Annotated in this window: 43 protein-coding genes; 6 read left to right on the top strand and 37 right to left on the bottom strand. The window is 42.3% G+C overall.

The features are described from left to right. From ONT08_RS02290 to ONT08_RS02115, 36 genes are all read right to left on the bottom strand, one after another. Complete coding sequence (locus ONT08_RS02290; RefSeq protein ID WP_254963292.1) at window positions 1-636, bottom strand: ParB N-terminal domain-containing protein; 636 nt, start codon at window positions 634-636, stop codon at window positions 1-3. Continuing rightward, window positions 633-1295 (bottom strand): IbrB-like domain-containing protein, encoded by a 663-nt coding sequence (locus tag ONT08_RS02285; protein ID WP_153091791.1) that lies wholly within the window; start codon window positions 1293-1295, stop codon window positions 633-635. The genes ONT08_RS02290 and ONT08_RS02285 overlap by 4 nt, the downstream gene beginning before the upstream one ends. Continuing rightward, on the bottom strand, window positions 1261-2454 hold the full coding sequence (locus ONT08_RS02280; protein WP_254963290.1) for a phosphoadenosine phosphosulfate reductase domain-containing protein: 1194 nt from the start codon (window positions 2452-2454) through the stop codon (window positions 1261-1263). Before ONT08_RS02280 ends, ONT08_RS02285 begins: the two co-directional genes overlap by 35 nt. Next, window positions 2451-2906: a ParB/RepB/Spo0J family partition protein gene (locus ONT08_RS02275; protein ID WP_264959121.1), complete on the bottom strand. Its 456-nt coding sequence runs from the start codon at window positions 2904-2906 to the stop codon at window positions 2451-2453. The genes ONT08_RS02280 and ONT08_RS02275 overlap by 4 nt, the downstream gene beginning before the upstream one ends. Next, entirely contained in the window at window positions 2887-3621 is a 735-nt protein-coding gene (locus ONT08_RS02270) for a hypothetical protein (RefSeq protein ID WP_264959103.1), read from the bottom strand. The genes ONT08_RS02275 and ONT08_RS02270 overlap by 20 nt, the downstream gene beginning before the upstream one ends. A gap of 8 nt (window positions 3622-3629) precedes the next feature. Further along, the gene (locus ONT08_RS02265; RefSeq protein ID WP_153091800.1) at window positions 3630-4289 is read right to left on the bottom strand and encodes a hypothetical protein; all 660 of its coding nucleotides are present in this window, start codon (window positions 4287-4289) and stop codon (window positions 3630-3632) included. Next, complete coding sequence (locus ONT08_RS02260) at window positions 4286-4828, bottom strand: class I SAM-dependent methyltransferase (RefSeq protein WP_254963285.1); 543 nt, start codon at window positions 4826-4828, stop codon at window positions 4286-4288. Before ONT08_RS02260 ends, ONT08_RS02265 begins: the two co-directional genes overlap by 4 nt. Further along, window positions 4809-5654, bottom strand: a complete 846-nt coding sequence (locus ONT08_RS02255; RefSeq protein ID WP_153079934.1) for a hypothetical protein — start codon at window positions 5652-5654, stop codon at window positions 4809-4811. Before ONT08_RS02255 ends, ONT08_RS02260 begins: the two co-directional genes overlap by 20 nt. A gap of 200 nt (window positions 5655-5854) precedes the next feature. Next, window positions 5855-7126, bottom strand: coding sequence for a PcfJ domain-containing protein (locus tag ONT08_RS02250; RefSeq protein WP_264959101.1), 1272 nt, complete (start codon window positions 7124-7126; stop codon window positions 5855-5857). Between the two features lie 10 nt (window positions 7127-7136). After that, window positions 7137-7571, bottom strand: a complete 435-nt coding sequence (locus ONT08_RS02245; RefSeq protein WP_254963281.1) for a PcfK-like family protein — start codon at window positions 7569-7571, stop codon at window positions 7137-7139. A gap of 161 nt (window positions 7572-7732) precedes the next feature. Beyond that, window positions 7733-7921 carry a hypothetical protein gene (locus ONT08_RS02240; protein ID WP_264959097.1) on the bottom strand — a complete coding sequence of 63 codons (189 nt, stop codon included), beginning with the start codon at window positions 7919-7921 and terminating at the stop codon, window positions 7733-7735. Beyond that, window positions 7896-8090: a DpnD/PcfM family protein gene (locus ONT08_RS02235; protein WP_153080278.1), complete on the bottom strand. Its 195-nt coding sequence runs from the start codon at window positions 8088-8090 to the stop codon at window positions 7896-7898. Before ONT08_RS02235 ends, ONT08_RS02240 begins: the two co-directional genes overlap by 26 nt. 1 nt (window position 8091) lies before the next feature. Then, a complete protein-coding gene (locus ONT08_RS02230) occupies window positions 8092-8304 on the bottom strand; it encodes a hypothetical protein (RefSeq protein WP_264959094.1) in 213 nt (70 codons plus the stop codon). A 2-nt stretch (window positions 8305-8306) separates the two neighbouring features. Further along, entirely contained in the window at window positions 8307-8549 is a 243-nt protein-coding gene (locus ONT08_RS02225) for a hypothetical protein (RefSeq protein ID WP_264959093.1), read from the bottom strand. Window positions 8550-8651: 102 nt separating this feature from the next. After that, window positions 8652-9002 carry a hypothetical protein gene (locus ONT08_RS02220; protein WP_153091812.1) on the bottom strand — a complete coding sequence of 117 codons (351 nt, stop codon included), beginning with the start codon at window positions 9000-9002 and terminating at the stop codon, window positions 8652-8654. Window positions 9003-9149: 147 nt separating this feature from the next. Further along, window positions 9150-9551: a hypothetical protein gene (locus ONT08_RS02215; RefSeq protein WP_153091814.1), complete on the bottom strand. Its 402-nt coding sequence runs from the start codon at window positions 9549-9551 to the stop codon at window positions 9150-9152. 103 nt (window positions 9552-9654) lie between these two features. Then, window positions 9655-9993 carry a hypothetical protein gene (locus ONT08_RS02210; protein WP_264953372.1) on the bottom strand — a complete coding sequence of 113 codons (339 nt, stop codon included), beginning with the start codon at window positions 9991-9993 and terminating at the stop codon, window positions 9655-9657. 2 nt (window positions 9994-9995) lie between these two features. After that, window positions 9996-10304: a hypothetical protein gene (locus ONT08_RS02205; RefSeq protein WP_153091818.1), complete on the bottom strand. Its 309-nt coding sequence runs from the start codon at window positions 10302-10304 to the stop codon at window positions 9996-9998. Between the two features lie 2 nt (window positions 10305-10306). Continuing rightward, entirely contained in the window at window positions 10307-10954 is a 648-nt protein-coding gene (locus tag ONT08_RS02200; RefSeq protein WP_264959090.1) for a hypothetical protein, read from the bottom strand. A 1-nt stretch (window position 10955) separates the two neighbouring features. After that, window positions 10956-11381 carry a DUF7659 family protein gene (locus tag ONT08_RS02195; protein ID WP_264959088.1) on the bottom strand — a complete coding sequence of 142 codons (426 nt, stop codon included), beginning with the start codon at window positions 11379-11381 and terminating at the stop codon, window positions 10956-10958. Further along, complete coding sequence (locus ONT08_RS02190) at window positions 11378-11527, bottom strand: hypothetical protein (protein WP_153091822.1); 150 nt, start codon at window positions 11525-11527, stop codon at window positions 11378-11380. The genes ONT08_RS02195 and ONT08_RS02190 overlap by 4 nt, the downstream gene beginning before the upstream one ends. After that, the gene (locus tag ONT08_RS02185) at window positions 11524-11703 is read right to left on the bottom strand and encodes a hypothetical protein (protein ID WP_264959085.1); all 180 of its coding nucleotides are present in this window, start codon (window positions 11701-11703) and stop codon (window positions 11524-11526) included. The genes ONT08_RS02190 and ONT08_RS02185 overlap by 4 nt, the downstream gene beginning before the upstream one ends. A gap of 204 nt (window positions 11704-11907) precedes the next feature. Further along, on the bottom strand, window positions 11908-12057 hold the full coding sequence (locus ONT08_RS02180) for a hypothetical protein (protein ID WP_264959083.1): 150 nt from the start codon (window positions 12055-12057) through the stop codon (window positions 11908-11910). A 235-nt stretch (window positions 12058-12292) separates the two neighbouring features. After that, on the bottom strand, window positions 12293-13696 hold the full coding sequence (locus ONT08_RS02175; protein ID WP_264959081.1) for a replicative DNA helicase: 1404 nt from the start codon (window positions 13694-13696) through the stop codon (window positions 12293-12295). Beyond that, window positions 13693-14355, bottom strand: a complete 663-nt coding sequence (locus ONT08_RS02170; protein ID WP_256620370.1) for a DnaA ATPase domain-containing protein — start codon at window positions 14353-14355, stop codon at window positions 13693-13695. The genes ONT08_RS02175 and ONT08_RS02170 overlap by 4 nt, the downstream gene beginning before the upstream one ends. After that, complete coding sequence (locus ONT08_RS02165; RefSeq protein WP_264959077.1) at window positions 14264-15268, bottom strand: Lin1244/Lin1753 domain-containing protein; 1005 nt, start codon at window positions 15266-15268, stop codon at window positions 14264-14266. Before ONT08_RS02165 ends, ONT08_RS02170 begins: the two co-directional genes overlap by 92 nt. 4 nt (window positions 15269-15272) lie before the next feature. Then, window positions 15273-15560 (bottom strand): hypothetical protein, encoded by a 288-nt coding sequence (locus ONT08_RS02160; RefSeq protein WP_153080292.1) that lies wholly within the window; start codon window positions 15558-15560, stop codon window positions 15273-15275. Between the two features lie 366 nt (window positions 15561-15926). Then, on the bottom strand, window positions 15927-16394 hold the full coding sequence (locus ONT08_RS02155) for a recombination protein NinG (RefSeq protein WP_264959074.1): 468 nt from the start codon (window positions 16392-16394) through the stop codon (window positions 15927-15929). A gap of 192 nt (window positions 16395-16586) precedes the next feature. Continuing rightward, window positions 16587-17762 (bottom strand): DEAD/DEAH box helicase, encoded by a 1176-nt coding sequence (locus ONT08_RS02150; RefSeq protein WP_264959072.1) that lies wholly within the window; start codon window positions 17760-17762, stop codon window positions 16587-16589. Beyond that, a complete protein-coding gene (locus ONT08_RS02145) occupies window positions 17762-18445 on the bottom strand; it encodes a hypothetical protein (RefSeq protein ID WP_264959070.1) in 684 nt (227 codons plus the stop codon). Before ONT08_RS02145 ends, ONT08_RS02150 begins: the two co-directional genes overlap by 1 nt. A gap of 2 nt (window positions 18446-18447) precedes the next feature. Continuing rightward, a complete protein-coding gene (locus tag ONT08_RS02140) occupies window positions 18448-18903 on the bottom strand; it encodes a recombination protein NinB (RefSeq protein ID WP_153080296.1) in 456 nt (151 codons plus the stop codon). Between the two features lie 2 nt (window positions 18904-18905). Further along, a complete protein-coding gene (locus ONT08_RS02135) occupies window positions 18906-19319 on the bottom strand; it encodes a DUF3127 domain-containing protein (protein WP_264959068.1) in 414 nt (137 codons plus the stop codon). Further along, window positions 19312-20049, bottom strand: a complete 738-nt coding sequence (locus tag ONT08_RS02130) for a hypothetical protein (protein ID WP_228115316.1) — start codon at window positions 20047-20049, stop codon at window positions 19312-19314. The genes ONT08_RS02135 and ONT08_RS02130 overlap by 8 nt, the downstream gene beginning before the upstream one ends. After that, on the bottom strand, window positions 20046-20996 hold the full coding sequence (locus ONT08_RS02125) for an ATP-binding protein (RefSeq protein WP_264959066.1): 951 nt from the start codon (window positions 20994-20996) through the stop codon (window positions 20046-20048). The genes ONT08_RS02130 and ONT08_RS02125 overlap by 4 nt, the downstream gene beginning before the upstream one ends. Before the next feature lie 10 nt (window positions 20997-21006). Further along, window positions 21007-21570 carry a helix-turn-helix transcriptional regulator gene (locus ONT08_RS02120; protein ID WP_153119584.1) on the bottom strand — a complete coding sequence of 188 codons (564 nt, stop codon included), beginning with the start codon at window positions 21568-21570 and terminating at the stop codon, window positions 21007-21009. After that, entirely contained in the window at window positions 21558-21764 is a 207-nt protein-coding gene (locus ONT08_RS02115; RefSeq protein ID WP_153080300.1) for a hypothetical protein, read from the bottom strand. Before ONT08_RS02115 ends, ONT08_RS02120 begins: the two co-directional genes overlap by 13 nt. 153 nt (window positions 21765-21917) lie before the next feature. Here ONT08_RS02115 and ONT08_RS02110 point away from each other — a divergent pair, with 153 nt between their 5' ends. After that, window positions 21918-22295 (top strand): helix-turn-helix domain-containing protein, encoded by a 378-nt coding sequence (locus ONT08_RS02110; protein WP_153119583.1) that lies wholly within the window; start codon window positions 21918-21920, stop codon window positions 22293-22295. Continuing rightward, a complete protein-coding gene (locus ONT08_RS02105; RefSeq protein WP_254975344.1) occupies window positions 22292-22588 on the top strand; it encodes a hypothetical protein in 297 nt (98 codons plus the stop codon). The genes ONT08_RS02110 and ONT08_RS02105 overlap by 4 nt, the downstream gene beginning before the upstream one ends. Here ONT08_RS02105 and ONT08_RS16455 read toward each other — a convergent pair. Continuing rightward, window positions 22545-22739 carry a helix-turn-helix domain-containing protein gene (locus tag ONT08_RS16455; protein WP_367398871.1) on the bottom strand — a complete coding sequence of 65 codons (195 nt, stop codon included), beginning with the start codon at window positions 22737-22739 and terminating at the stop codon, window positions 22545-22547. The two genes, ONT08_RS02105 and ONT08_RS16455, sit on opposite strands and share 44 nt — an antisense overlap. Before the next feature lie 380 nt (window positions 22740-23119). On the opposite strand from ONT08_RS16455, the gene ONT08_RS02100 reads away from it, so the two are divergent. The 4 genes from ONT08_RS02100 to ONT08_RS02085 all read left to right on the top strand — a co-directional run bounded on the left by ONT08_RS02100 (window position 23120) and on the right by ONT08_RS02085 (window position 25491). After that, complete coding sequence (locus tag ONT08_RS02100) at window positions 23120-23782, top strand: MotA/TolQ/ExbB proton channel family protein (protein WP_118085783.1); 663 nt, start codon at window positions 23120-23122, stop codon at window positions 23780-23782. Between the two features lie 68 nt (window positions 23783-23850). Beyond that, entirely contained in the window at window positions 23851-24372 is a 522-nt protein-coding gene (locus tag ONT08_RS02095; protein WP_118200530.1) for a hypothetical protein, read from the top strand. A gap of 43 nt (window positions 24373-24415) precedes the next feature. Further along, a complete protein-coding gene (locus ONT08_RS02090) occupies window positions 24416-25030 on the top strand; it encodes an ExbD/TolR family protein (protein ID WP_119235862.1) in 615 nt (204 codons plus the stop codon). Then, window positions 25027-25491, top strand: coding sequence for an ExbD/TolR family protein (locus ONT08_RS02085; protein ID WP_006847784.1), 465 nt, complete (start codon window positions 25027-25029; stop codon window positions 25489-25491). Before ONT08_RS02090 ends, ONT08_RS02085 begins: the two co-directional genes overlap by 4 nt. Window positions 25492-25508 lie beyond the last annotated feature (17 nt).

Below are 25508 nucleotides of genomic sequence, written 5' to 3'. Positions count from 1 at the left end.
TTAATCCTCAATTTCTATTGTTTCCATATTTCCGCAATATGGGCAAACGACCTTCATATAATGTGAACCGTCCTCGCGCTCTTTGAGAACGAACAAATCCTTGGCAGGGTCCTCCTCCTCATCATCTGAAGAAGCTTCCTCGCTTTCGCCAGCCTCTTCATTGGATGGAGCCTCGAAGTTCTCCTCATCAACCTGAGAATAGTCATCCTGGAAGCCACCATACTCTTCTGCCTGCTGATTGATGCTGTCGAGGGAGAAGTTGAGCATCTGGTTGATATCCTCAAAGAAGAATGCCTGCATATCGGTAGGAACCTCCATGTTGCGCAATTCCTCCAAAAGCTGGTCTTCATCAAAGGAAGATTTCTCTGCCAGCTTGTTATCGAGGATGCGGTACTTCTTTGCCATTTCGTCGTCCATATCCGAGTAAACGACAGGAACGAACTCCATACCCAACTGGTAAGCGGCCACGTATCTTGTGTGACCGGCAATGATTACACCTGCCTTATCAACGAGGATAGGCTTAACGAATCCAAAACGCTTGATACTCTCCTTCGTAGGCTCAACCGCATTCGTGTTGTCACGAGGGTTGTCATAGTAAGGAAAGATTTCACTGAGCTTAACTGACTTTACTTTCATTTCTTATCCTCCTTCTTCTTGGCTGTCTCTCTTGCTACGCGTCTCTCGTCGACAACCTTTTCGATAGCCGCATTATACTTATAGCTCTTGAAAATCTTGGCGAAACCGGTAACATACTTAAGTTTTACAAGCTCTTTCTGCTCCAGACCTACCTTTTCGCAAATCTCACGCTCAGATACACCATCTCTGAGCATATTGAAGACGATGTTTACCATTCCATCTACAGAGTGACTTCCACGGGCACGATTATGTCTTACGGTTGATGCCATACGCTGGTCGATGTCCTTGTCTAGAACTACGATAGGCAGCTTTCCGCCACATCGCTCATTGATGTCCGCAAACTTGCGAATAACGAGGTTTCTGTGGAAACCGTCGATGATTACATACTTCTGCAGCTTCTCGTCCCAAATGGTAACGATAGGCATAGTGTAACCGTCTTCCCTCACGGATGTATAGAGAAGACGCATTTCCTTATCTGCCACATGGTTAGGGTTGTAGTTGTTGGCTACAACCATATCCTTGTCAACCCAAAGCACGCAATCTACAGGGTTGACTTTCTCTGGAGATAAGGAACTGATATACTTTCTGAGGTCGTTCAAAAACTGCACCTTATCCTTGGCAGCATCAAACTCCTTCTTGATGTTCTCTTGAAGATTCATATTCCTTATTAGCTTTTTCTATTTTAACATAATTGTCGCTCAAATACTGACGCAAAGAACGCTCTACGCTCTGAATGCGCTTCATTCCGAAATCTTCCGCAATGACGCAGACAGCGCTGGTATAACCAATCTGATGTATTACGTAATCAATACACTCCTGGCAATGCCCGGCTTTAGCTACATTCCTCTTCTTGGCAGAACGGTAGCCTTTCTTGATAGTCTCCGCATTCTTCTTGTCTTCACAAAGATTGTCTGCGAGATAATCAACGTATTCATCCCAATCCTTGAAATAAGGTGGCAAATTGTAGCAGTATGTTGCTATTTCGTTAAATACGTGTACAGACGTATTGACGTTTGCAACTCTTCGTACCAACTTGTCGTAGAACCATGGATCCACTTCCTTAATGAAACCTAAGTCGTGGATAGCCTGCTCATGGATGAGGGAACTTACTCGGCACGCTCTGAGTGGCTTCTGCGTGAACTGATAGTTATAAAGCTTACAGTACGGAAGCTTGTTGCTGAAGATGTAATACCATACATCATAAACCTTCCAATCCCAAATAGGGTAGAGCACCAGACTTCTCGGTGTGCCGTCTTTATAATATCCGCCACCACCTCCCCACGTAATACCTGGAAGGCACTCACCTCTAGTAAGACCCGACAATCGTGCCGGCGACTCCTCGATACGGACACCACCTAAAGTTAGGTAGTCTTTGCCGAAGAGCATTCTGTGTACCTGATCAAGGGTCTTGGAGAAATACTGATTGTGCGGAATCTCCAAATCACCATATGAATCTGGTTCCTTCTCACGAATCCACTTTTCTCCTGGCCCCCATACATTGAACCATTCTCCCTTTGAGGCATTCCATTCCTGGAAGTATGACTGAATCCAATACGGCTCAACCCACGGCAAGTGCATGATGTATCGTATGTACTCGATAGTCATTGGAGTCTCTGCCTCTTGGTCTAGGAAGAGGACGGGAATCTTTTCAATTCCCATCTCCTTCATAACCTCGTGCGCAAGGTTGAGAACCACGGTAGAGTCCTTTCCTCCCGACATCGTCACGACAATCTTACGCTTACCATAAAACTCCCGAAAGATGTATCTGAATCTTTCAAGAGCTGCCTCATAAACGTTTTTGTCACTGTAAAATATCATTTCTTTCTATTGTTTAATAATACCTTGTCGCTGGAATTACTGAAATGGGTGTCAAGGTAATTCTTAAGCCTACCCATCATTTCTTTATTGTTGTGGCCGCGAGCGGCATTGTGCATGATTGTTGCATATCTCAACTTCTCTTCGTCGAAGTCAACGAAGCATACAGGAACCATCTCATATCCGATGACGCAGGCGGCGCGGTATCTGTTCTCTCCGTCCACAATCTGCATCGTCGAGCGGTTGACAACGATAGGCTGAGTAAATCCGAAATATAGCAACGATTTGATGAGAAGGTCGAAGCTGTCTGCATCATGCGTGTTAGGGTTATAGTCATTCGGATAAATGTCATCAACCTTAACGTATTCAATATGCAGCGGCTTCACCTGCTCAACCTCGATATTGTCCTTTGCCAATTTCAAGGCTAGATTTTCCTTAGAGTTTTTTGTATTCATCGAGAAATTCCTTGTTTACGATTTCCTTAACCCAATCCTTGCTTGACTTAGCCAAATAAGGATTTTTGAACTCACTCTCCCAATCTACAGACTCTACATCAAACTGGTTGTCGTAGGTCTTGCTGTTTCGAGGAATGCCACCTACGGCGCCTGGATTATTGAACGTGCTTCTGTATGCACCGAAATGCTGAACCAGACCGGGAACGATAGCGTAAAGGTCGATACCCTTTGCCTGAAGGTATGCCTTAAGGCGCGAATCATCATAACGTGTCTGATCATCCGTCATCTTGTTTGAAGTTTCAACAAAGTCATTGGCTAGGTCATTTGGATATACGCTAGCCTGCAGCCAGAAATTAGTCTTTGTAGAAATAACGTGCTTGCCCTTTGCGTAACAATCAGTATAGTCACCATTTGTAGGATTGTAGAAACTGATAACATTGTTTTCGGGAGCAAAAGAGAGAATATGTAAAATCTTGGCAAGAATGTTGCGGTCAAAGGTAATGTCATCGTGGATAATCATGCGATGGGTTCCTTCCGCTACCTCTTGCGTCAACGCTTGGGAATAATTGTCCCAAAGACCCTTACCTCGGTCCATAGAGATACTGACAGGAATACCATAAGGCTTCGTGCTGGTCTCTATCAACTTCTTAAGGTATTTGCCCTCACGTTCTCGCTTCGGAACGTTGAGGATGATAATCTGAGAGAGTTTAATCATATGCGTAATTATTTAGTAACTGTCCATTCTCCACCTCGCTTGGCTACCTTGCTTATGGCTACAGCCAAACGGTTTCTGTTCATATCGCTACCATAGAAAACCTTACCTGCGGCATAGGCTGCTTGGGCAACAAGTCCTTGACCCATGAAGAAGTCTGTGATAGAGCAGAACGGAACATCCTTACAAATCTTGAACACCGCATCCCATTCATCCATTCCCTGGAGTCCCCAGTCTTCTGCCTGCTTGGTGCCTTGGATAATCCAGCACTTGCAATCTGGCTTATGATAATAGGTGTTCTCGTAGATTTTTACATGAGGGAACAGCGATTCTACCATAGGAACCAACTGTTTCTTATTTCTGTAGAAGCACTCGACGAATAGTCTGTCCGGATTAATCTGCTCGATGCACCTCTTGATGTGGGCAACGAACTCGTCAAAATTATCAACCGGGCATTGCTTCTCCGCCTTGGTATAATACGCTTTGAGGACACCTTTACTTCCTGCCGGGTCGATGAATACACAATCGGCATTCTTTGAAAACTCCGGAAGCCCCAAAGTAATATCGGCAATGGTAATCTTGCTACCATTGCCTAAACTGTAAATCTCGCCTTCTGTGATGGGGTATTTGTCAATACTGCCATCATAACGCAAACCTTTCTGTGATGTCATACGCAATTTACTATTAAATAATTGTGATACTCTGATACGTTTTCTTCACCAAAAAGACTGCACAGAACCTTCTTAGAATAATAGAAATGTCTGAACTCTACATCGCATTTCTCGTAAGTGACCGGATGATACTTCTCCTTGTAGAACATCAAAAACTTACGAGCCTTACACTGTGATATAGCAAGAACAGCGTACCGGGAAAGATAAGATGGGGAACCGAACAATGCTACGATATTGTTGAAATTCCTGCAATCTAAACTCTTTCCGTCGAAAGGCTCACATACAACCCTATCCTTATAGGCTGGGTATTTGTTAGTGAACTGCTCCAACATTCCTTTACTAGGATCAATTCCTAGATATTCCTTTGGGTCGATTTCTGCAATCTCTGTCAGCAAGCCGGTACCACATCCGATGTCTAGGATTGAACCGCTGAGAGGTGGGAGCATTTGCCCCACCTCACGGTTCTCAACGAGACTCATTTCATCACGAAACAAAGTGTCGTACTTACTTGCTATTTTATCATACTGGGAATAATTCATTTTCTACTGTTGCCTGTTGCCAGGTGATTTTTTTACTTGAAATGGTTACGAAATTCTTGTGATTGTATATGTTACAATTCGGGAACATCGATTTCAACTGCATTCTGTCATAGGTGAAATGGTGCATTTCCTCGAACTCTGCAGGGGTGTAGTCATCCTTGTAGAACATAAGGCAATAATCCAAACCACTCTCGCCCAGTTTGCGGAGATACTGAGGCATGAAGTAGGAAGCGGTACCGAAAAGAGCAACCACAACGCTGTCTGCCGACATCCATTTCTTTATCGCCTCCTCAAAAGAAATAGTAGAACATCTTCGGAAAAAACCAGAGGTCTTCTCCCTGAACTGCTTGATTGCTTTCTTGCTAGGATCAACTCCATAATACATTTCCGGCTTTATCTTGGTGAAAGCGACGAAGTCTCCGTTTCCGATGCCTGCCTCGAAAAATCTTCTGTCCTTGAACGTGAACATGATAGATTTTGCCATCACGTCCATTTCCTGATTCGAATAGATTCGCGGTACCGGCCACTCCAGGAAGTCGAACTCGTTGAAAACCTTCTGTCTGTTCAAAATCCAAGTAGTCTCGAATGGGTCACCCATCGTCCAATACTTGTAACCATCAATGTAAAGGTAAGGGAAATTATACTTCCCCCATCTTTCATGGACTCCATTGTCTCGCTGTGCGCTGACGAAGTAATAGAACTCGTCGTTTGTCAATGCGCACTTGTCTCTGTGAATGTACTCATGAGGAACGTCTATCATTGAAGTGGCCCATTGCCACTTACAACGCTTGATGAACTCTCTGAGCTTACTGTAATCGTATTCCATCGCTGCAAATTTAATAAAATATTTAATGATTAAATATCTAAAATCTAAAATTAACTATATTTTAACATAAAATTGTGCATATATGCGGCTTGGATAGTCAAAAACACCGCAAAATAGGCTCTTCTCATACGCAAAGGTACGAAAAAATCTCGATATATGCAAATATATCAAACGGAAATTTTAGCCAAAAATACTAAAAATTACGCCGTTCTACTAGCCCTGTTTGGGAGCCTGGATTCTATCTGCCACAGATTATCTTTGATAAGCTTCAGAATGGTATCGTGAAAAGCGGAATTGATGTTTCCGTGGCCCTGGCATTGAACAACGGTAACATCGGCTAAGTTTACCTCGATTGTCTCCATACGCTGCCCGTTTACCTTGGCAGAAAGTATGAGGCAGTTCGGCTTTCTGTTCACATCGTAATAACCATTCCTAAATACACAGTGCCCCATTTCCTTGCCCTCTTCAAAGAACTCCTGGACGGACTTAAGAACCTGTATGTCTATGGCGCCATCCTTTATGTCAATGTCAAAGAACTGCTTTCTTCTGTCAACATATACATTAGCCATTGCTTCTGCCTTTTTCTTATTCTCCTCTTCGGCTTTAGCAGCTTGCTCCAGATATCTGAGTTGCATTTTCTCTTCCGCAATCAGACGCAGCTTAGTCATTCTGTCCTCCATTTTCTTTTTCTTGTTGTCTGCTGCCTTTAGCCACTTGTCGTGCGCCTCACGAAGATTCTCCGGGCAAACTATAGAAGGGTTACGTACATCTTTCTTAAGATACATAATACTGTCGAGCATATCCCACCACAAGCTATCGTAAATATAAGAAGCCTTTCCGTGTCTGACAACAATCTTGACGGCAGACATTTTTTCTCTGTCGAAGACAGCTTCATGGTACTTACACACCTTCCACATATCAATATCACGTCTCATGAGAGTTTCATTGTATGGGTTAGCATTGACGGAACGGAAGATTTCGTCACACAGAATCTTTTCCCCGAAGTCTCTGAGAGCATATTTATACTTGCCTTGGACTGAAGCGTAATATACTCCATCGAATCCAATATCACGAGGATCACCCAAGAAACTCCATACAGTATGCGTTCTTACTTCCAACTTTCCGAAAGCAGAAAAAGCATCTTCTATATATCCGCTGGTTCGCTGCCTGGCAAGGAAAACATATTCCCCATCTTTCAACCATTGCTGCATACACTCCTTGAAGTAAATCTTCTCCTTAATCATCTTGTGGAACCGGAACTTCGCTCTTACCTGAAAGTATCTGAGGACCTGCCATCCCTTGAATGTGCATACTAGATAGAAACACCCTCTTGAAAATCTGTCACCATACTTGTAGGCATCATCTTCAGAGATGCAAGTCTTGATGGCCCACTCACGCTGCTTGTCTGATAACTCCGGAATTCTGTCCGAGAGTTTTACAACTTTACGTTCTGTCTTATTTCTTGGCTTCATAACTCACATATTAAAAATCAAACAAACTCAACTGACCAATCTCAGCATCTTTCTTTCTCTGAGCCTCGGCTTTCTTCTTCAAGCGCTCCTTCTCAGCGGACTCCTTCTTCTGGAGTTCGATGATTTTGGCTTGCTTGAATTCCTCCTCAGCCTTCTTCTCCAGATTCTCCTTGGTCTGGTCTGAGAGATTTGTAACAATGGTGCAATTCTGATTCTTGGTGAATGAAACTTCTTCTTCATTATAATAGTGAATTGCAATTCCATAAATCTCATCATCGTCAAACCCCTGTCTTCCGGATTTCTTGACCTCTGAGATAATAAAGTCGCAGCAGTCATCGATATTCTTGCCAGGCTTGGCGTAATCCTTTGCGAACAATTCATCCTCTGCTGCACGCTTGTCAAGATATGCCTTGATTATCTTCTTGAATGTTTCTGATCCTTTCATAACCTTTCCATTTTTTGAAACCTATAGGCTTGTCTCTAAAACCCTTACGGAATGCTTCTCTCATAGAGATGCAAATGAAATCTACGCTGCATTGTGCCAAGCCCGTACAAAACGCACAATCCTCGCAATCATCCATTGGTTCCGCTACGTACACGATGCCGTTAATGACTATCGCCGCTTTCTCCTTGAAGACTGCCATTCCTTTTCGCCAGCAAATCCTTTGACCTTATTAATCTTCTAGCCAAATCAAAGTCTTTGGGCCTTGTGGATTTTTCATTAATAAAAGCTGCTGCTTTTTCTAGAACACTAAGCAGTTCTCTGAACTCAGTCTTCGTTGTCTTCACTTCCATACGCTTTCTGTGCCGTTATAATTCTACAACCGGTGTAATCGTCGGCAGAAAGGACAATCTCACCATTCTTAACCTTTTCTCTAATCATGGAGCAAGCATCCGTATTTGATTCTGCCTCTACGGTTATTGTCTTACTCAAAGTTTCTTGAATGCAAACGTCATATTTCATATTATGTTACCTCCCATGTTTCAATGTTAAACTCGTAGCTTTTACCACTACATTGGCTCTGCCCGATATTGCGCAAATCTTTAAGTTGCTCTTCCGAAGCTCCATTAGCCTCGGCTGTTGCGTAGCATTTCTGAAGGCTGTCGGCTACTCTAAGCAATTCGCCGCTTCCCTTTGTATGCCAGGCATCTTCTTTATAAATCAGATATACCTTCATAATTAAATCTCTTTAAAATGAACACTAGTTCTATCTTTACGTTCACTTGCAAGGCAAGCTAAATCTTCGCAAGTTATCTCGACGTCATCGCGATGAACGTTTGGAATACATACAATACAATTTGGACAACTCCCTCGTTTTGCCACAACACAATTAATGCCATTGATAGAAAGCTTTTGACCGATAGGGAAGTCTGCTTCTATACTAGACTTTTTTACATTGATGATATCTTTGTTCTCATCCATGATTAATCCTCCTTTTCTTTTAAGTAACGAAGGTATAACTGACAGTTGTCGCAATCAGAATTGCATCTGTAACTGTACTCATTGGCGCAAGCCATAAATAATTCACTTCTTTTCATAAGCGTCCCGATAACAAATAAATAAGTCGTAAATCATTTTCTCGCAAGCCTCCATGTCTTCCAGCACATCCCTCATGCGATATGGTGCTCCGTTCTTTCCATGGCCCTCGTTGTCTAACCATAAATATGTTTCACTGTCAGCATCAAATTCTACGTAACGCTGGTGGATGCTGTTGATCAATTCTTCCGCACTTTCAAATGGTCCGGTTGATATCGAGAAGTCTTGACCTGCAGGTGAACGTCTTGAAAAGAGCAATCCTTTCCCATTCGTGTATTCCTCTTCGGTGACAGTCCAGGAATCAGACTCTGCTATTTTTATTAATTCTTCTATTTCCATATTATTTTAAATTTAAAGGTCGGGTGCCGTCTTTCCGAGCTGTCGCAAAATAAAGAATATCAAACATTGTTTGTTATTTAATCCCGACCATTGATTAACGATGATTTTTACTTAATTCTACATGTTTCACCTCCAATCTTATTAAGTTTAACTTCCATATCCTGTAAATCTGCCAACGGCAGAACTTACGCTTTCATTTGTTACAGACCCAGGCTTCAAGAAGTACTTGTAATGCGTGCTTCTCTCCAACCTCTCACTCCAGCAGAAACCGAAAGCATCGAACTCCTTACCGCACCATTCATGACCGTAGTAGTATTCGCTGGCATGCACCTTCTGTTCCTTGCTGAGCTGCAAGAATAGTGCGCGACTCTTGCTAAGTTCCGTTGGGTTCTCCTTGAACTCCTTCTCGATTTGCTTACGCTTCTCGGTATATTCTGCCAGCTTCTGCTGGTACTCTTCCTCGCTATCGCAAAGATAATAGTCTGTGTCAGTCCAACGGCTATCCCAATAGGAATTGGAAGACTGATGTATATGATAAATATTCTTCATAATTGTATATTTTTATTAGAAGGTAGGCTGCCGTCTTTCCGGCTGCCAGATAAGAATAAGGTATCTAACTAGTGGGTGTCCTTACTACCCGTTATGTTAAACCTTACTTTTGCCTACCTTTATAATAAGTATATAAATCCATCATACTATTATAGAACCACTGCCATGCGACAATCTCCTTCTGCTCTTTGGTAATATCCAGGGCATCAGTAATCATCTTTCTGCGCCAGTTTATCAGTCTGTCACATGACTGGATGATTCTTGCAATCATCACATGGGCGACATTCTCCATCATTACCGCCTCGCCATTTACCATCTTCAGGGCGTACTTTTCTGCAGCATCGTGCCAAAGGTCGTAGGCGACTGAATCATTATTGAGCATCAGATAGAGTTCTTCCATATCAGCAGTTCTCTTGTACTGAACCATTTCCTTTACAACCATAGCTATCTCCTTTCCAATGTTAAGTCTATCACGTATGGAAGAGTATGCTGTGGCATTTCTCCTAAATTGATGCAGTTGACTCTACAGATACGTTTCATGGAAGCCTCTTCCTTTTCGATTACCTTGTTAATCAGTTTTGGAGAAATCTGTTCGGTCAACTCCACGTCGAAATACGAATAGTTATCGTCCATTGATACCCTTGTTGCGATAGCAACCAATCCGAAATCTGGGCTGAAGAACAGATACTTGCTGCCCGTAAAGATGGCATCTATTCTGTTCTTTGTATTTCCTGTCACTCTTATAACGTTCATAATTATTGTTCCATTAAATGTTTGACAAGTTCTTCTTTTGAAGAGAATATATCTCCAAGCCTTTTACTTACATAGTTTCTGTCTATATCTAGGATAACATAATTATTATTTAGTGCTGCTTTGAGACATCTTTCTATACGGTCGCGCTCACTGAAAGAATAATAATTTCGATAGCTTGTAGGGCACAAATTTGTACTCACTATATTGTATATTCTCTCTCCGATATCTCTAGAATGATAATCAACATAAAGCTTTTTGTCATCTTCATAGTCTGAAAGAGATATAAGGACAATTCTACCCGAAACAATTTTGTTGTCCCTCATAATGAAGACCTGCTGTCCGATAGCATACTTGCTCTGATATGTAGTAGCTAAATCGGAAAAGACTCGTCCACAATCCAGCTGGAAAACTGCATATAAAACGGTTCCATTATTGAAAGCTTCCAGGTAACGCTCTATCTTCTCGTTTTCTGTCGGCTCTCGTTCAGTGACGTTTCCATCGTCATCCGTAACCTCGACATCGTCATCAAAAGTGCCTTCATGCTCGTTCCAAATAGAAAATTGCTCTTTTAGAGCATTGTATTTCATTATTTCTGAAATACTGTTGATCTTGATACCTACATATCCGTTTCCAAAATTCTTTGTATTCATATTAACCCTCCAGACTATTAATGTATTCCTTACGTGCCTTTACAAAAAGCTTCTTCTTTCTGTCATCTGAAAGAAACTCCTTAACGGTATATCCCAAAGCGATGATACCATTTTCAAACTCAAAGGTAAGGCCACACTCATGATTGCCAAATTCATATTTCAAGGCATCCACCAAATTCTCATCGCTGCTCAGAAACTCCTCTGATTCCTTAACGGAACGCTCACCGAATACCAGAAATAAGTGGTAATCCTTTTTGAGGCAATAAGCACCGGCACCAATGGAACATATCTTTTCCAGGTCTTCCTTACTTGTGGTAAGCCCCCATTCAGCCATCATTTCCTTAAACTGCTTGTCTCCAAATGCAGCCTTCATTGGCAGCTTGCCAAACTCATCCTGCTGCTGTTTCTTGAACTCTTGGTATTTCATGCTTCTTTCTTTACTTTATAGTTATTAAATGGATCAACCATGTTTAGTAGCTCTGCGTTTCTGTTAGCTTCCTTTTCATCGGAGTAGTCTCCAAACTCTTCGGAAACATCACCTGTGGGGCAAATTCTTTCGATACAATATTTCATACAGCACCTTCCATCATTAAAAGTTTGTGTTCTTCTTCACTGTCACCAACATGACCATACAGAAGTCCGTCTTCTGTGTTTTGCCAATATTCGTGCGGTACAGAGTGCGAAGCCATACTTATCAACACTACAACATAGCCCAAAGACTTGATAAGATTGAAATTTGAATTTCTCATAATTATTCCCTTTCTATTTTTTAAGATTAAAATTGTATAATAGTGCCAAATGGCTGTCATCTAACTCTCTCCAATCATCAACCGTGTCAAGATAAGCCTTGACTTTTGAAAGCGTAATTGGAACCGTAGGATAAGCAGAACAAAATCTGCGAAGCATGTACTCTGATAAAGATTCTTCCATAGCCTTCGAATTATTAATGATTACTATGCGTTAATGAGGTCTATCACATCAGAAGCATCAAAGTCATCCATACTATTGTATGTAACATAGAAATCTTCCTCATCGTCAGCAAGCAGACCTTCAGCCTCTTCCTTAAATTCATTAAAGTCCTCATCCGTGTCTTCATAATTCAATGCCTCTCAAATTATTGCCCACAACTTTCTCTGCTTTTCGTTAAGCGAGTTTAATTTTGTATTCATAATCTTTATAATTTTAATTGGTTCAACTTATAAGGTAGGCTCTGAATAGTCAAAAGTACTACCTTTTATCTATATGCAAAGGTACGAAAATTTTCTGATATATGCAAATTTACCAACGATTATTTTAGTTAAAAATACTAAATCATAGTACTTTATAACTATCTGATTATCAGAATGGTGCATCTGCTTCTTCTGGTTTTTCGAAAGGCACCTGTACATCTTCGTTGATTAAATTCGTCTTGAAAAAATTTGTCGTATTTTTGTTGAATCCCATAAAAAATTTGAATGTTCCGATATTACGTCCCTTGGCAACGTCTATCATAGCCGTTCCGTCAGTAGGATAATCGTCCTTATTATCAAATGGGGCAGGGTACGCTCTATTGTAATACTCTGCTCGATAGACTAGGATGACAACATCGGCAGCTTCTCCTATCTGTCCACTATCGCGCAGTCGGTTCAGATTCGGCTCCGGGCAGTTACTATCTCTAGACAACTGACTTAGGGCGATGATCCATATGTTCAGTTCCTTTGCGAGGTTCTTGAATCTTCGTGCGGCATCACCCATAGCCTGCTCCCTGCTGAAACTCGTACTCCTGGAGTTTACGTTAAGAATCTGCAAGTAATCTACTACGGCTCCGTCTATGTCCTTCTGCATCTTAAGCATTCGGATGGAAAGAAGAATAGAATCTATATTTGACGTGCTCTTGTCATCAAAGAATAAATTCTCTCCGGGTAACTTGCCTCTAGCATCATCAATCATCCTTATCTCGCTTGGCGCCAGACTGCCCGAATAGAGGATATTGTTGGCCGGGATGTTCGTCTTGGCAGAAAGCAGACGTGCCGTAAGCTGCTCCTTCGTCATTTCCATAGAGTAGAAAGCAACCTTTGCTCCGTTCTCGATGGCGTGTCTTGTCATGCAAAGTGCAAGGCTCGTCTTTCCCTGAGAAGTTTCGCCGGCAACGATAATCAAATCAGACTTCTGCAGACCTCCCTTTTCATCGAATCTCTCCATACCGGTCTTGGTTCCTGTCGTGACACCTCCAACGGTGGCATTCTTAACCATTATCTCATTTAGACTATTCATTGCATCATCGAGCGTGAACACTCCATCTGCTTTCTCAAATACTCCTCCGATACTCTCTATAGCCTCTTGGTGGGCGTCTGCGGTCAGAATCTCTTCCGATAATCCAACCTTGGAAAGCTGCTGCCCGACAACCCAGAGTTTTCTTCTTCTACCAAGGTCCTGCAATCTGATGGCATGATATTCTACATGTGCAGATGATGCAATCTGTGCCGAAATGTTCATCAAGTCCAATGCTGTTACATTCGACTTCTGCTTATTGAGCTCGGCAGAAACAGATATGACATCTATCGGCATACCTTGCTTTCCCATATTATCAACAGCCTTCCATATATCCCTACACATGGGGTCGTAAAAACAGTCTTCATCTAGATATTGGCTTACTAGAGTGTATGCGGTAGGATCAACAAGAAGACTTCCGATAACATACTGCTCAGCCTTTGTGTCATTCACTAATGGCTGATTCTGATATGGTGATTGTGCTAAACTCATCTGAACGATACCTCCTCAAAACTTAAAATATCAAACATTTCGTGCATTCTATCTACAATTCTTGGGTCATCGTACTTCTGTCCGATGTCAATGGCCGTTAGGTTTGAGCTTATAATCGTGGGCAGCATCTGCTCATAGCGATAGTCCAACAACTCGTCAAACGGCTTGTAGTGCATTCCGTAAGTGACTATCTCCGTTGGCTCAGCACCCAAATCGTCAATCAAGAGAAACTTAGTGTTCATGATTGCTCTGAACTCGTTTATATCTTCGTGAATCATGTAAGCCATATCTCTAGCCTTGACGAATCGCGGATATTTGTCACCCTCGCAATAGCTAATCTTGTTTGAGTCCACAAGATGAACTAGCAAATCTCGAATAGCCTTTAGCATTGTAGTCTTGCCATTTCCAATACTGCCGGGCATAAACAGCCCGTAAAAGTTTGTCTCTATAGTAAGAAAATCCCCGACTTTCGATATTGCTTCCTTTAGCTCGTCAGTGAAGACGAACGTTCTTTTTCTTTTCTCTACCTCTCGTTTGTAGGCATAGTAAAGAAAGTTCTTGACTTCTCTATTTTCCAACGGCAACTCCAAACCCCGACCGATACGCTGATGTGTCTTTGTGGTCTGGAGCTTTCCATCCTGTCTTTGTATTGTTTCCATTGTCTGTTACGTTTTGTCTATGATTTTTCATTTCTGATACTATCTCGTTGTATTGAGAATCAATTTTGTTAACCGAAAAATTGTTCATTATCCAAGTCTTGTCGATACGACGTAGAAACTCTTCCAATGCCTTAAGCAAGCTCTCGTCATCTATCGGAAGCGGCACTGTTTTGTGACTTCTAGCAAAAGAAATCTTCTTTAGGATAGAGTTCATAGCCTTTGCATCCTTGGGTTGCCAATAATAGGCGGAGTCATAGAGTTCTTGGTAATACTTCTCGAATATTTGCCGTCCCTTGTGGCAGATGGTAAACTCTTTCGGTTTCGATTTCCTCGTGCGTGCGCTAGAAGGAGAAGATAATTTTATATTATCTTCCCGTTCCGTAGGAACGGAATATATATTCTTTGAAGGGTTTGGGGAACTTTCTTTGGACTCTGGCATTTGCTTAGCATTTGCTAGAGATTCGCTAGCATTTGCTAGAATATCTGTAGCATTTGCCAGAGAATTTGTAGCATTTGCTAGAGATTCGCTAGCATTTGCTTGGCATTTGCTAGAAGATTCCTTAGCATTTGCTACGAAATTTCTAGCCTTTGCTGCACCACCTGCACGACCGGCTCTAGCTCTAGCTTCGCTGACTTTTCTTGCCTGCTCGATGGTGTCTGAAAGTTCCTTAGAATAGAAATATTCTTCCTCAACCTCGAATAAATCAAAATCCTCAACTACAGATTGCACCACGGAAACATCAACACGCATCTCATAAGCTATCATAGAATAATCCTTTGACAGCTTATGATCCTCGTCTTCCTCCAATATTTGCATAAGAGCAACGTAGATGCCGTAGGCAGCTATGCCGTGCTTCACCCTTGCTCTCATTACTTCTGGAGAATCACTATTTCTGATGCAATTATATTTCATAATCTTATTGGTTCAAGTCCTCGTTCTTAATGAAGCATATCTTACCTCGCTTTATACTATTTGCCAGGGAGTCAACTTCTGTCTGCAACTTACTGTAAACAGCACTTTGCTGCTTAGAGATAAAATTGTGGATAGAAGGGCTAATCTTTAAAGCGATAAAAGCCATCCCCTCTAAAATTTTAAACTCACGATACAACACACCTGCCGACTTGAACTGTTTGTCCAAGCCTACCAAGAACGTTCTGTAGTCCTTGATTCCTTCAAAATCTCTAAGAAATTCTGTCTCTTCCATATTGTGTAATATTTTATTTATAACTATATTGTTTCTCCTTAATGCAAAATTACGAATTTTATCTGATATATGCAAAAGAATTAACTTAAATATTCAAAAATACCGAAATATATTTAGATATATATTTGGCTATCTCAATTTTTTTTAGTACTTTTGCAGTAAGTTTTTTCCATTATATTCTGTAAAAGAATATTGTATGGGTTTCTCTTTAGCCTGCTGGCGAGCAGGCTTTTTTTATTGGGATTTATTTGGCAATTTGAAAATAATTCATTACCTTTGCAAACAAATCCCTTTAAAGTATAATCTTTATAGGATTTTAATTGGTTCAAGTCCTCGGTGTTGTGAAACACTGGGGACTTATATTTTTTACAGATTAACGGTGATACCTTTCTCATAACTCAGTCTCTTTACTTCATTAGTATAATACTTAATCATTTTCTCCAACTCGTCATCATCCCATTTCTTGATGGAATGAGCACGCTCTCGCAGGGTAGAAAATCGGGAAACACCAATCTTCTTTATCAGATTCTCCTGGTAGTATATAAGATGGTCTGACTTCACTCTGTTACACCCGATACATTCTGCATTGCAGTTATCTTCATCAAATCTGGTGGCCATGTTGGAACGTCCGAAGAAATGACCGCAATCAAGCTCTCTGTACGGCTTTATCTTTCCGCAGCTGATACATTGTCCCATGCCGCTTGGCATGCAGTCTCTCAGACGTATATACAACGCAAACACCTTGTCTAGTCTCTTGACCAAATCAGGCTTACTATTCTTTCTCTTTTTGGGAGCAGAAGGAGATTTCTTCTTTTTCTTATAAAATGGAAACATTTCTTTTGAATTTACATGTAACATATTTGTCCGTCATGTTCACAAAATCAACACATAAACGGCAAGCTAAACTTCCTACATAAATTGGTTCTTGTGTAAATACTCCCTTTCTGCAATGCGGACAGAGAGTTAAATACTCAGTTCCTAATGCGGAATCTCTTTGCTTATATTCAATAAGCTCATTTAGAACGCTCATCTTAGTACGACATTAGTTAATTGTGTTCCTCTGGAATACACCGCCCATTTCGTGGTTCCTGGAGGTCTGCTAATAAAGAGGTCTGCGACATTTCCGAACCGGCTATAGTTTCCCGACAAGTCAACTATCCACCCGTCCTTTCCTTCAAAAGGTCTGATAGCGCGGCCTACCATCTGATAGTAGAGTCCAAGAGATTTCGTCGGGCGTGCTAAAATAACGGTGTCTAGGGCAGGGTAGTCGAATCCCGTAGTCAGCACACCTACATTGGCAACAACCTTTATTTCTCTCCTCTTGAATCCTTCGAGAATGGCTTCACGCTCCTTTTTAGGTGTCTCTCCTGTCACGATGGCGGCATTGATTCTGAGTGATTGAAGCTTATCAACCAACTGCCTAGCCTCCTTTGTGAAAGCGGTAAATACAAGTACCCCCTTTCTGGGAATGCCGCTTTTAGGCTGCAGGACCTTGACTACTGTATTTGATAGCTTATCATAGAATCCGCAACGCTCATACTCTGCGAGGAGACTTCTTTCATCATAATCTGCACCGGTGGAATTGCTTCTGACTCTTCTTAAATCCAATTCTGTCAAATCATAATAATGCAAGTCTGCAAGATAACCTTTGGAAAGCAGCTCTCCAATCTGACAACAATAGATGACCTTTGAAAATATTCTAGGTCTTACTCTCGTGAGGAACTTCAAGATGGAACCTCCTTCGGCACGATCAAGACGATATGGCGTGGCTGTTAATCCAACAACCTGTCTGTTCTTCGCTTCTATGAACTGCTTGTATTGCCCTGACTTCGAGTTTACATAATGACATTCGTCAATTATGATGTTCTTGAAACAATCGAAGTCTGACATATGGTTCATCACGCTCCCGATGGTGGCAAAGGTTATTCTGTTTATATCCTTACATCCTACAGAAGCACTATAGCAACCACAATCGAAGATACCATAGCTTTGCAGCTTGGCAAAGTTCTGCTGAAGAATTTCCTTACTGGGCTGAAAGACTAACAGCGGTCCTTCCAGGCGAGAGGCAATATCTGCTATCACCAAGCTCTTTCCAGCACCCGTAGGCAGGATAACCAATCCGTTGTTGTCAGCCTTGCTAGTGAACAGCCTTACGGCTGCATCACTAGCTTGCTTTTGATAATTTCTAAGAGTGTACTTCATTACTCGCCGAATGGTAATTCATCATCGTCATCATCTGAAGACTGCTCTGACTGAGCTTCTTCTTTTGGCTGCTCCTCTTCCGGGAACTCCAATCCGAAGACCTCCTTCATACTCTCGCGATTCTTGACCTCGTTAGCCCAAATCTCAGAACGGTCTGGGATGGCATAAGCCTTAGCGAGCAGGAACTTCTCTGAATTTGCATCCCAGTTATATACGAGATAGTAACCTGCCAAAGCAATACAGAACACGTCCTTTGACTTAAGACGCATGTCAACAGTTCCCTGGCGCACCTCAGCGGCATATTTGGCTACTTCCATAAGGACAGAAGCATAAGCCTCTTCTGCATCTTTCTTCATCTTCTTGGCTTTTTCCAAAGCCTCCTCCAATTCCAGCTTGCGAGCTGGCACCACGTTCTCTTCGAGTGTGCAATACTCCTCTCTGATGTTCTTCTTCTCGAACTCATCGAGGAAACGTGTAACCAACTCATTGTCAGGGAAGGTCGCCGTGAAGTGCTTTCCGACAAACTTAAGGATGTCTGCCTTATTCTTCAAAGGCTTCTCTCCGCAAAGGTTCTCCTCGGTCAAAGCAAGGAAGTCCAACTCCATTGGGAACATGTCTTTTACACCTTCCTCCAATACAAACTCAATGTTCTCAGGAACATAATTTTTCAAATCTGATTTCATAATTATAAATACTTTTCATATAATGCTATCTGTTTCTGAGCTTCAAGCAAGGCTGCTTCTTCATTAGGCTCGGGTATATACAACCCTGCAACCATACTTGAATAGTTCCGAAACTTCTCAATAGCGTCTGTTAATTCTTTTGTGTCAAGGTCGGCCGTGCTTCTCCAATAAGTTACAGGCTGTCCTCTTCTGTTTGTTCTCTGCTTCGCAAAGATTTCTCTGTTCACTATCTGCTTGAAAATGTTATACTTCACATATTCTTCATCGTAGCCGAACTCTGATGCGAAATACTGAAGGCACACATGCAGATAGCTGTTTTGGGCGAGGGAACGTGGACGGTGCTTTTTCTTCACCTCCACGATAAAACCCTTTCCGCTTTTCAAGGCATCCATGTAAAGGCCATTGCAATAGTCCTTGTAGTCTGCCCTGTCCTTGTCATTGTTGAGATTGAAAATCATAACTAGAATGGCAAATCATCATATTTGTCCGGCTGCGGTGCCGGTGACTGAACTCCTTGCGGCTGCGGTGGTGGAGGTGCTTGCTGCTGCGTCTGGCCACCTCTCTGATACTTTTCTATCTTGTAACCCGAAATGGTATTGAAATACTTTACCGGGTCATTTGCACTCTTCTGATACTTGGTACCTTGAAGAGCAAAAGATATAGTAACAATCTCGCCAACTGCAAAATCAGCAGGATCATCTACATGCTTTCCGCTGAACTCAAAACTTGGGTAGTTCTCGTACACCTCTCCAAAGTTCGAGTGCGTACAGTTAAGAACCACGATTCTCTTTTTAAACGGCTCTCCACCGCTCTTGCTGGGTATTTCCTCGACATTGCCGATGAGCAATACCCTTCCTGTCATTGTATTAGCCATCTGATTCTGTTAATGGTAAATATGGTAATAATTCTCTCATTTCTACCCATTTGAGGAAGTCACGCAATAATGCATGGTTTTTGTCTTCCATCCCTGGATATCTGTAACAAGTGATTGCTGGCTCATAAGGGGTAAGCTTAAGACCTCTCACGTCTCCCTTGTGCTTATCCTTATTGTAGCCCTCAAAGACAAACAAGTCAAAATGGAACACATCAGCTTCAAACAACTCTAGGTAAAGCTGCCATTGACAACTATCTATATAGTCTTTGTCTGATACCGGTCCGTACTTAGTCTTGATGTCTCTTATCTCTAGTCCGTCAATCATATCGGCACATCCCGTGATAACGGCATTGCCGAAATCCTTATATTCACGAACCTCATGAAAGGCGCCAGGATGCTCATTTCTGTATTTCAAAGCAACCTTGCATTGTGGAATGTCGAGAATCGCTTCACCTTCATCAAAGACGAACCTTCTTCCTTTTGGAACGGGTTCTGTCTTATCTTTCTTATAATAGGTGAAATGACGAACACCTTCCGGCTCCTTGAAGCAATGGGGACTGCCAGTCTCCACGATGGAGTGAAAGGCAGTTCCTATTCTTGTGTAATCGTTGCCCTCAAACTTCTTAGTGATATTGTCTATAACGTCCTGCTCTGTAACATAAGCATATTCGCCAGACATATACCGTCTGAAGCTCTCTAGCTGGGTAACTCTAATCAAAGGCTTCATCATGCTGCATCCTCGTGCTTGACGAACTTCTTGCCCTTCTTGTCAAAGTCAATGCCTTTGACAGCAAGTTCCTTGATCATCTGATTCATGAATGCCTTCTGATGAATCTTGTTCAATCCGTGGGCAATCTCGATGAGAGCATTTGCATCATCTACAGTCTCCACGGCTGCAAGCTTCTTTCGAGCATCATCAACGGCTTCCTGCGCCTTAGCCTGAGCATCGGACTTATTCACGATGGCTTTCTTCACCTTCTTGATGATGTCTGCCATGCAAGTGTCAAACTCCTCTGTTCCGTAAGCTGGAATCCAAGTGTCCTGCAGGTCTGCAACATTCTTACCAACACGATTGTCCTGTGGCTCGAACTTGATGACGCGATTGCCGTTCTCCTTGCAGATGTAACCTACCTGGTCCGCAATACGGATGAGCAAGTCTTTGCTCTGTCCTGTACAGTCTGGAGAATGCTTGATGTAGTCTCCTTCCTGTGTTTCCTTGTCGTGACAGATGAAGATGATGTCTGAATTGTTTGAACGGAGAATGCCGACAAACTGCTTGAACAATTCTCCCATCACACCATATCGCTTCAATGAGTTAGTTCCCAGCTTAGGGTCTTGCTGAATAGCAAAAGCGTTGAGATAGTCATCGAGCATAGCCTTGGCTGTGTCTACTACGATGGTCTTACACTCACTGATCAAACCTGGCTTCCAAACCTGCTTGCCATCCTCAACAACATAAGAACCGATAACCTCAGCATTATAGATGTCTTCCCAGCGTGAAGCCGTGACAACAATGTCTGGACGCTGAACGGCACGGTCAAAGCCTCGGTCGGTGTCGATGAGTAAAGGACTGTTGGCTGTAGTAGCCAAAGATGTCTTACCGGTACCTGGAGTACCATAAAGTACAATAATCACTGGACGCTCTGTAACGACGTCATTCTTTCTAATAATTGGCATAAACTAATATTTAATTGTTAAACAAATTGTTCTTATTTGCATAGGTGATAAACTCAGAGAGCTTATGTATTCCTAGTTTCACATACACAGACTTTACGTGCTGATGTATCGTGTTCGGGGAGTTGAATAGCTCGGCTGCAGCCTCCTGCTCGCTTCGTCCCTCATAAAGCAGTTTCATCACGCGCAACTCCGCAGTAGAAAGATTAGCATTAAACCTTGGCATACAGACGATGCTATCATAAGGGCATTCACCACGCATTGGGCATTCGACCTTCTCGAAGTTGAACCTTCCATCCTTGTCAACATCGACGACATCAAAAGCCGTAGTGTCGAGTCGACAAAAGTTGCATTTGCAAAATCGACGCATCATGAGATACTGATAATAACTCTCGTTAGGTGCGCTCTTGGAGTAAATCTTCTCCAACGCCTTGTATGCTTCCGGATAGCAAGCGCGAACCTTTTCCAGGATGTATTTCACCAGCTCTGTATGTGTCTCATCGACCATGAAGTTCTTTCCGTCTGACGTCTTACACCATAGCTCATCCTCGAACATATAGAACTCTAATCCTTCCATAAGTCCTCCTCGCTAATGCCTGTTAGCTCACACAATACTTCTACATGGATGTGCTGCTGTGGCTTCATGCCATATAGAACCCAATTCCTAACTGTCTGCTCGGTAACCTTGCAGCGTCTAGCGACTTCCGTGATGAAGTCGTATCGCGGGGCACTTCTCATCGGTAACCCCTGATAATAACCTTTTAAGGTCATTTTTTGAGATTTTTCCTCAAAAGTGTTTGATGTTTGAATATTTTCCATTATCTTTGCACTATGTTTTATATCTTTATGCAAAGATACAAATATATTCTGATATATGCAAATATATCGAAAAGATTTAGTCAAAATTAACAAATTTATACAGATATGTTCAAATATAAAGAATTTAGAAGAGCTCACGGACTATTTCAGTCTAAGCTTGCAGAAATTATGGGAATTTCCCAATCTAACATTTCGAGATACGAAACAGAGGGTATAGATCCTACACCTGCGCAGTTTCAGAAACTATACGATGAGTATGGAGAAGAAAATGTCAAGGCTTTCGAGGTGGAACCTTCTCAACTCGTTAATGCAGAGAATAATGTAAACAGTGGCTCTGGAAATCAGAACAACGGAATCCAAAGTAATGCTGATTTAGTAGAAATTATAAAGAGGCAGACTGAGATGATAGCAAAGCATATCGAAAAACAAGATGATATAAATGTACGTCTCATGAATCTTCTTGAAAAATTAACTTTGAAATGAAACTGAATATTCCCGATTGTGCCCTGGATATTAGCGACAGGTTCTTCAAAGCACTTGATGTTCTCAAAGAACAGAGAAAAATTAAAGGCTTACAGACTTTTACAAAAGAGTTTGGTTTGAACTATGGTAACATGAATACTCTAAAGCATAACAGAGATAAGCGTACTTTTCGTATAGAGTATCTTGCTTACCTCGCCGAAGGGTATGGTGTATCATGCGAGTGGCTACTGCTTGGAACCGGTCCCATGTTTACACAAACATGTTCCAAAAGCGAAGAATCTCAGAACCTTTGAAACGCTGTCCGTGAACTTTTTGCATAGACTTTATATATCCTGCGTTCACATAGGAGCGCAGGGTGTTGCGATGTATACCCAACAGTTTGCAGGTTTCCGATATGGTATATCGCGAAGTTGGACTTATGTTTGGCTGAACTGATGTTACCATGTTAAATAGTTTAAATGCGTGCTAGAATAAAGGATTTCTTTATATCTTTGCACTAAGTTATAAATTCAAATGCAAAGATAAATGAAAAAAATGATATATCAAAATATATGTGGATATATTTAAATATAATTAATATTTCTGCATATTGTGTAACTCGAAAAAATGGCATGCTTGCAAATGGCTTGCAAATTAAAAATCGGGTCTCTGTAATTAATTGAGGCTAAGATAGTTATATCGAAAAGCTTCACATCTGGAAAGCGTGTAACCGGCAAAACCGGTTCGGGGGTTCGAATCCCCCTCTTTCCGCTTTTATATATATAATAAGGTATATGAAGAAAAATACAGCTATTGCACGTTTTGCAATATTGGTTTTCACATGGATGTGTTCTCTGCCTATGATGGCTCAAGAAGAGAACATGGGATTTCATCAAGCTCTTAAGACAAAGTTTATAGAGGGTAATGCGGGATTTATGTCTCTCGTTGCCATCGCCCTCATCGTGGGTATGGCTTTCTGTATCGAGCGCATCATCTATCTGAGTCTCTCTGAAATCAACGCCAAGAAGTTGATGCAGGATATCGACCAGAAGGTGGCGGCGGGAGATGTGGAAGGGGCTAAGACGCTCTGCCGGAATACACGCGGACCGGTGGCTTCTATCTGCTACCAGGGATTGATGCATATCAGCGAGAGTCTTGATGACATCGAGCGCTCGGTAAGCGGATATGGTACCGTTCAGGCGGCTAATCTGGAGAAGGGCTGCTCCTGGATCAAACTCTTTATCGCTATGGCGCCATCGCTCGGATTCCTCGGAACCGTGATCGGTATGGTCATGTCGTTCGACCAGATTCAGCAGGCGGGCGATATCAGTCCTACTATTGTTGCTTCGGGTATGAAAGTGGCGCTCATCACTACTATCTTCGGTATCATCGTAGCCCTCATCCTTCAGGTTTTCTATAACTACATCCTTTCTAAGGTGGAGCACCTGACAAGCCAGATGGAGGAGTCGGCGGTTACTTTAATGGATATTATTGCCAAGAATAAGTGAAGAGTGAAGAACGAAGAGTGAAAAATTCATTGGCTTTACTAATCATAAAGTTCAAAGTTGAAAGTTCCATGTTTAAAGTTCAAAGTTCAAAGTTCAAAGTTCAAAATAACAAGTCGGCGGAAAAGATATCGCAGCAGGTGTTCTATATCATGATAGGATTGGCGGTGCTGGTTTTCGGTCTGTTCTTTTTGGTAGGCTACGATTTGCCTTTCGAAGAGAACCCCGACTTTAATGCGCCTCTCTTTACCGATGTGCTCATCCTGCTGATGTGGCTCTTCCTGATAGGAGGTACAGGTCTGGCAGTCTTTTCGATGATCAGAGATTATCGCAGCAGCAAGTCGGAGGCTGTAGTGAATGGCGTTCCCGTGCGTCGCATCTTCCGTATCACATGGATCGGAACTTTGGCAGTTTTGCTGCTTACCTTCCTTTTGGGCGGTTCTGCTCCGATGCTCATCAATGGCGAGAATTATGCCGACTGGCTCTGGCTCAAGCTTTCAGATATGTTTGTCATCACATCGCTCCTGATGCTGGTGGCAGGAATCGGTGCCGTCTGTTTCGGTGCCACACGTTATATTCGGAAGAAAAACTAAAGAGAGTGCTTTGGGCTCTCTATTCTATAAATAAGGATTAAATATGCTGATTAGAAGGAAGCAACGCGAAACCCCGGGACTGAATACCACATCTACAGCCGACATCTCGTTCATGCTGTTGATATTCTTCCTTGTCACCACATCAATGGATGTGGATAAGGGACTGTTGCGCCAACTCCCTTCACCTGAACCGCAGAAGAAGGAGCAGCAGACGGTGGTAGACAAGGCTAACCTGATGGCACTGCGCCTGACAGCTGGTGATACGCTTTTGGTTAACGACAAGCCGATGAAGGTGAGCCAGCTCAAGGAAGAAACCATCCGCTTTGTACACCGCCTGGGCAAGAAACATCTCATCTCTATCGAGAGTGACCGCGATGCCGACTATAATCTCTATTTCCAGATGCAGAATCAGCTGATGGAAGCATATAGCCAGCTACGCAACGAAACAGCCCAGAAGAAATATCACAGGGATTATGCCCTCTTGAACAATGACCAGAAAGAACAGGTGCGCAACATCTGTCCGCAGCGCATAACAGAGTCGTATGCCAACGCAATGACTCATGCCGACCAGCGTGTTGATGCCAATGCTGAAGAAAAGCAAGGGGAAGAAAAATCGGCAGAAACAGCTACAGAACAGCAGAAAGGAGGTAAACAATGATGAATTTCCATAAGAAATCGCATGAAGTGCCAGGGTTGAATACATCTTCTCTGCCAGACCTGATTTTCTCCGTACTGTTCTTCTTTATGATTGTTACCCACATGCGCCAGGTTACCTTGAAGGTAGACTGCCGTTTGCCACAAGGCAAGGAACTCACCCGCCTGACCAAGAAATCGGCGGTGAGCCATATTTATATAGGTAAGCCAACCAAAGAGATGCAGGCAAAGTATGGTACCGGTACCCAGATTCAGTTGAATGACAAGTTTGCTTCGGCTCCCGAAGTGATGGATTACATTTCGGCAGAAAAGAAGCGTATGTCGCCGGAAGACCAGAAGCTGATGACCGTATCAATCAAAGCAGACCAAGAGACAAAGATGGGTGTGATAACCGACGTAAAGCAGGCTTTGCGCCAGGCAAAAGCACTAAAAATCAGTTATTCTGCCACAGAAAAAGGAAAATAATATTAATTTATCATGTT

It is taken from the genome of Segatella copri (assembly GCF_026015465.1).
GTDB classification, from domain to species: Bacteria; Bacteroidota; Bacteroidia; order Bacteroidales; family Bacteroidaceae; genus Prevotella; species Prevotella copri_E.
This window is presented reverse-complemented; position numbering and strand designations above follow the sequence as displayed.

Coding starts and splice junctions, on each gene's coding strand:
- ONT08_RS02290 (WP_254963292.1), bottom strand. CDS start 636: ATGAAAGTAAAGTCAGTTAAGCTCAGTGAAATCTTTCCTTACTATGAC.
- ONT08_RS02285 (WP_153091791.1), bottom strand. CDS start 1,295: ATGAATCTTCAAGAGAACATCAAGAAGGAGTTTGATGCTGCCAAGGAT.
- ONT08_RS02280 (WP_254963290.1), bottom strand. CDS start 2,454: ATGATATTTTACAGTGACAAAAACGTTTATGAGGCAGCTCTTGAAAGA.
- ONT08_RS02275 (WP_264959121.1), bottom strand. CDS start 2,906: ATGAATACAAAAAACTCTAAGGAAAATCTAGCCTTGAAATTGGCAAAG.
- ONT08_RS02270 (WP_264959103.1), bottom strand. CDS start 3,621: ATGATTAAACTCTCTCAGATTATCATCCTCAACGTTCCGAAGCGAGAA.
- ONT08_RS02265 (WP_153091800.1), bottom strand. CDS start 4,289: ATGACATCACAGAAAGGTTTGCGTTATGATGGCAGTATTGACAAATAC.
- ONT08_RS02260 (WP_254963285.1), bottom strand. CDS start 4,828: ATGAATTATTCCCAGTATGATAAAATAGCAAGTAAGTACGACACTTTG.
- ONT08_RS02255 (WP_153079934.1), bottom strand. CDS start 5,654: ATGGAATACGATTACAGTAAGCTCAGAGAGTTCATCAAGCGTTGTAAG.
- ONT08_RS02250 (WP_264959101.1), bottom strand. CDS start 7,126: ATGAAGCCAAGAAATAAGACAGAACGTAAAGTTGTAAAACTCTCGGAC.
- ONT08_RS02245 (WP_254963281.1), bottom strand. CDS start 7,571: ATGAAAGGATCAGAAACATTCAAGAAGATAATCAAGGCATATCTTGAC.
- ONT08_RS02240 (WP_264959097.1), bottom strand. CDS start 7,921: ATGGAAGTGAAGACAACGAAGACTGAGTTCAGAGAACTGCTTAGTGTT.
- ONT08_RS02235 (WP_153080278.1), bottom strand. CDS start 8,090: ATGAAATATGACGTTTGCATTCAAGAAACTTTGAGTAAGACAATAACC.
- ONT08_RS02230 (WP_264959094.1), bottom strand. CDS start 8,304: ATGAAGGTATATCTGATTTATAAAGAAGATGCCTGGCATACAAAGGGA.
- ONT08_RS02225 (WP_264959093.1), bottom strand. CDS start 8,549: ATGGATGAGAACAAAGATATCATCAATGTAAAAAAGTCTAGTATAGAA.
- ONT08_RS02220 (WP_153091812.1), bottom strand. CDS start 9,002: ATGGAAATAGAAGAATTAATAAAAATAGCAGAGTCTGATTCCTGGACT.
- ONT08_RS02215 (WP_153091814.1), bottom strand. CDS start 9,551: ATGAAGAATATTTATCATATACATCAGTCTTCCAATTCCTATTGGGAT.
- ONT08_RS02210 (WP_264953372.1), bottom strand. CDS start 9,993: ATGGTTGTAAAGGAAATGGTTCAGTACAAGAGAACTGCTGATATGGAA.
- ONT08_RS02205 (WP_153091818.1), bottom strand. CDS start 10,304: ATGAACGTTATAAGAGTGACAGGAAATACAAAGAACAGAATAGATGCC.
- ONT08_RS02200 (WP_264959090.1), bottom strand. CDS start 10,954: ATGAATACAAAGAATTTTGGAAACGGATATGTAGGTATCAAGATCAAC.
- ONT08_RS02195 (WP_264959088.1), bottom strand. CDS start 11,381: ATGAAATACCAAGAGTTCAAGAAACAGCAGCAGGATGAGTTTGGCAAG.
- ONT08_RS02190 (WP_153091822.1), bottom strand. CDS start 11,527: ATGAAATATTGTATCGAAAGAATTTGCCCCACAGGTGATGTTTCCGAA.
- ONT08_RS02185 (WP_264959085.1), bottom strand. CDS start 11,703: ATGAGAAATTCAAATTTCAATCTTATCAAGTCTTTGGGCTATGTTGTA.
- ONT08_RS02175 (WP_264959081.1), bottom strand. CDS start 13,696: ATGAGTTTAGCACAATCACCATATCAGAATCAGCCATTAGTGAATGAC.
- ONT08_RS02170 (WP_256620370.1), bottom strand. CDS start 14,355: ATGGAAACAATACAAAGACAGGATGGAAAGCTCCAGACCACAAAGACA.
- ONT08_RS02165 (WP_264959077.1), bottom strand. CDS start 15,268: ATGAAATATAATTGCATCAGAAATAGTGATTCTCCAGAAGTAATGAGA.
- ONT08_RS02160 (WP_153080292.1), bottom strand. CDS start 15,560: ATGGAAGAGACAGAATTTCTTAGAGATTTTGAAGGAATCAAGGACTAC.
- ONT08_RS02155 (WP_264959074.1), bottom strand. CDS start 16,394: ATGTTTCCATTTTATAAGAAAAAGAAGAAATCTCCTTCTGCTCCCAAA.
- ONT08_RS02150 (WP_264959072.1), bottom strand. CDS start 17,762: ATGAAGTACACTCTTAGAAATTATCAAAAGCAAGCTAGTGATGCAGCC.
- ONT08_RS02145 (WP_264959070.1), bottom strand. CDS start 18,445: ATGAAATCAGATTTGAAAAATTATGTTCCTGAGAACATTGAGTTTGTA.
- ONT08_RS02140 (WP_153080296.1), bottom strand. CDS start 18,903: ATGATTTTCAATCTCAACAATGACAAGGACAGGGCAGACTACAAGGAC.
- ONT08_RS02135 (WP_264959068.1), bottom strand. CDS start 19,319: ATGGCTAATACAATGACAGGAAGGGTATTGCTCATCGGCAATGTCGAG.
- ONT08_RS02130 (WP_228115316.1), bottom strand. CDS start 20,049: ATGATGAAGCCTTTGATTAGAGTTACCCAGCTAGAGAGCTTCAGACGG.
- ONT08_RS02125 (WP_264959066.1), bottom strand. CDS start 20,996: ATGCCAATTATTAGAAAGAATGACGTCGTTACAGAGCGTCCAGTGATT.
- ONT08_RS02120 (WP_153119584.1), bottom strand. CDS start 21,570: ATGGAAGGATTAGAGTTCTATATGTTCGAGGATGAGCTATGGTGTAAG.
- ONT08_RS02115 (WP_153080300.1), bottom strand. CDS start 21,764: ATGACCTTAAAAGGTTATTATCAGGGGTTACCGATGAGAAGTGCCCCG.
- ONT08_RS02110 (WP_153119583.1), top strand. CDS start 21,918: ATGTTCAAATATAAAGAATTTAGAAGAGCTCACGGACTATTTCAGTCT.
- ONT08_RS02105 (WP_254975344.1), top strand. CDS start 22,292: ATGAAACTGAATATTCCCGATTGTGCCCTGGATATTAGCGACAGGTTC.
- ONT08_RS16455 (WP_367398871.1), bottom strand. CDS start 22,739: ATGGTAACATCAGTTCAGCCAAACATAAGTCCAACTTCGCGATATACC.
- ONT08_RS02100 (WP_118085783.1), top strand. CDS start 23,120: ATGTGTTCTCTGCCTATGATGGCTCAAGAAGAGAACATGGGATTTCAT.
- ONT08_RS02095 (WP_118200530.1), top strand. CDS start 23,851: ATGTTTAAAGTTCAAAGTTCAAAGTTCAAAGTTCAAAATAACAAGTCG.
- ONT08_RS02090 (WP_119235862.1), top strand. CDS start 24,416: ATGCTGATTAGAAGGAAGCAACGCGAAACCCCGGGACTGAATACCACA.
- ONT08_RS02085 (WP_006847784.1), top strand. CDS start 25,027: ATGATGAATTTCCATAAGAAATCGCATGAAGTGCCAGGGTTGAATACA.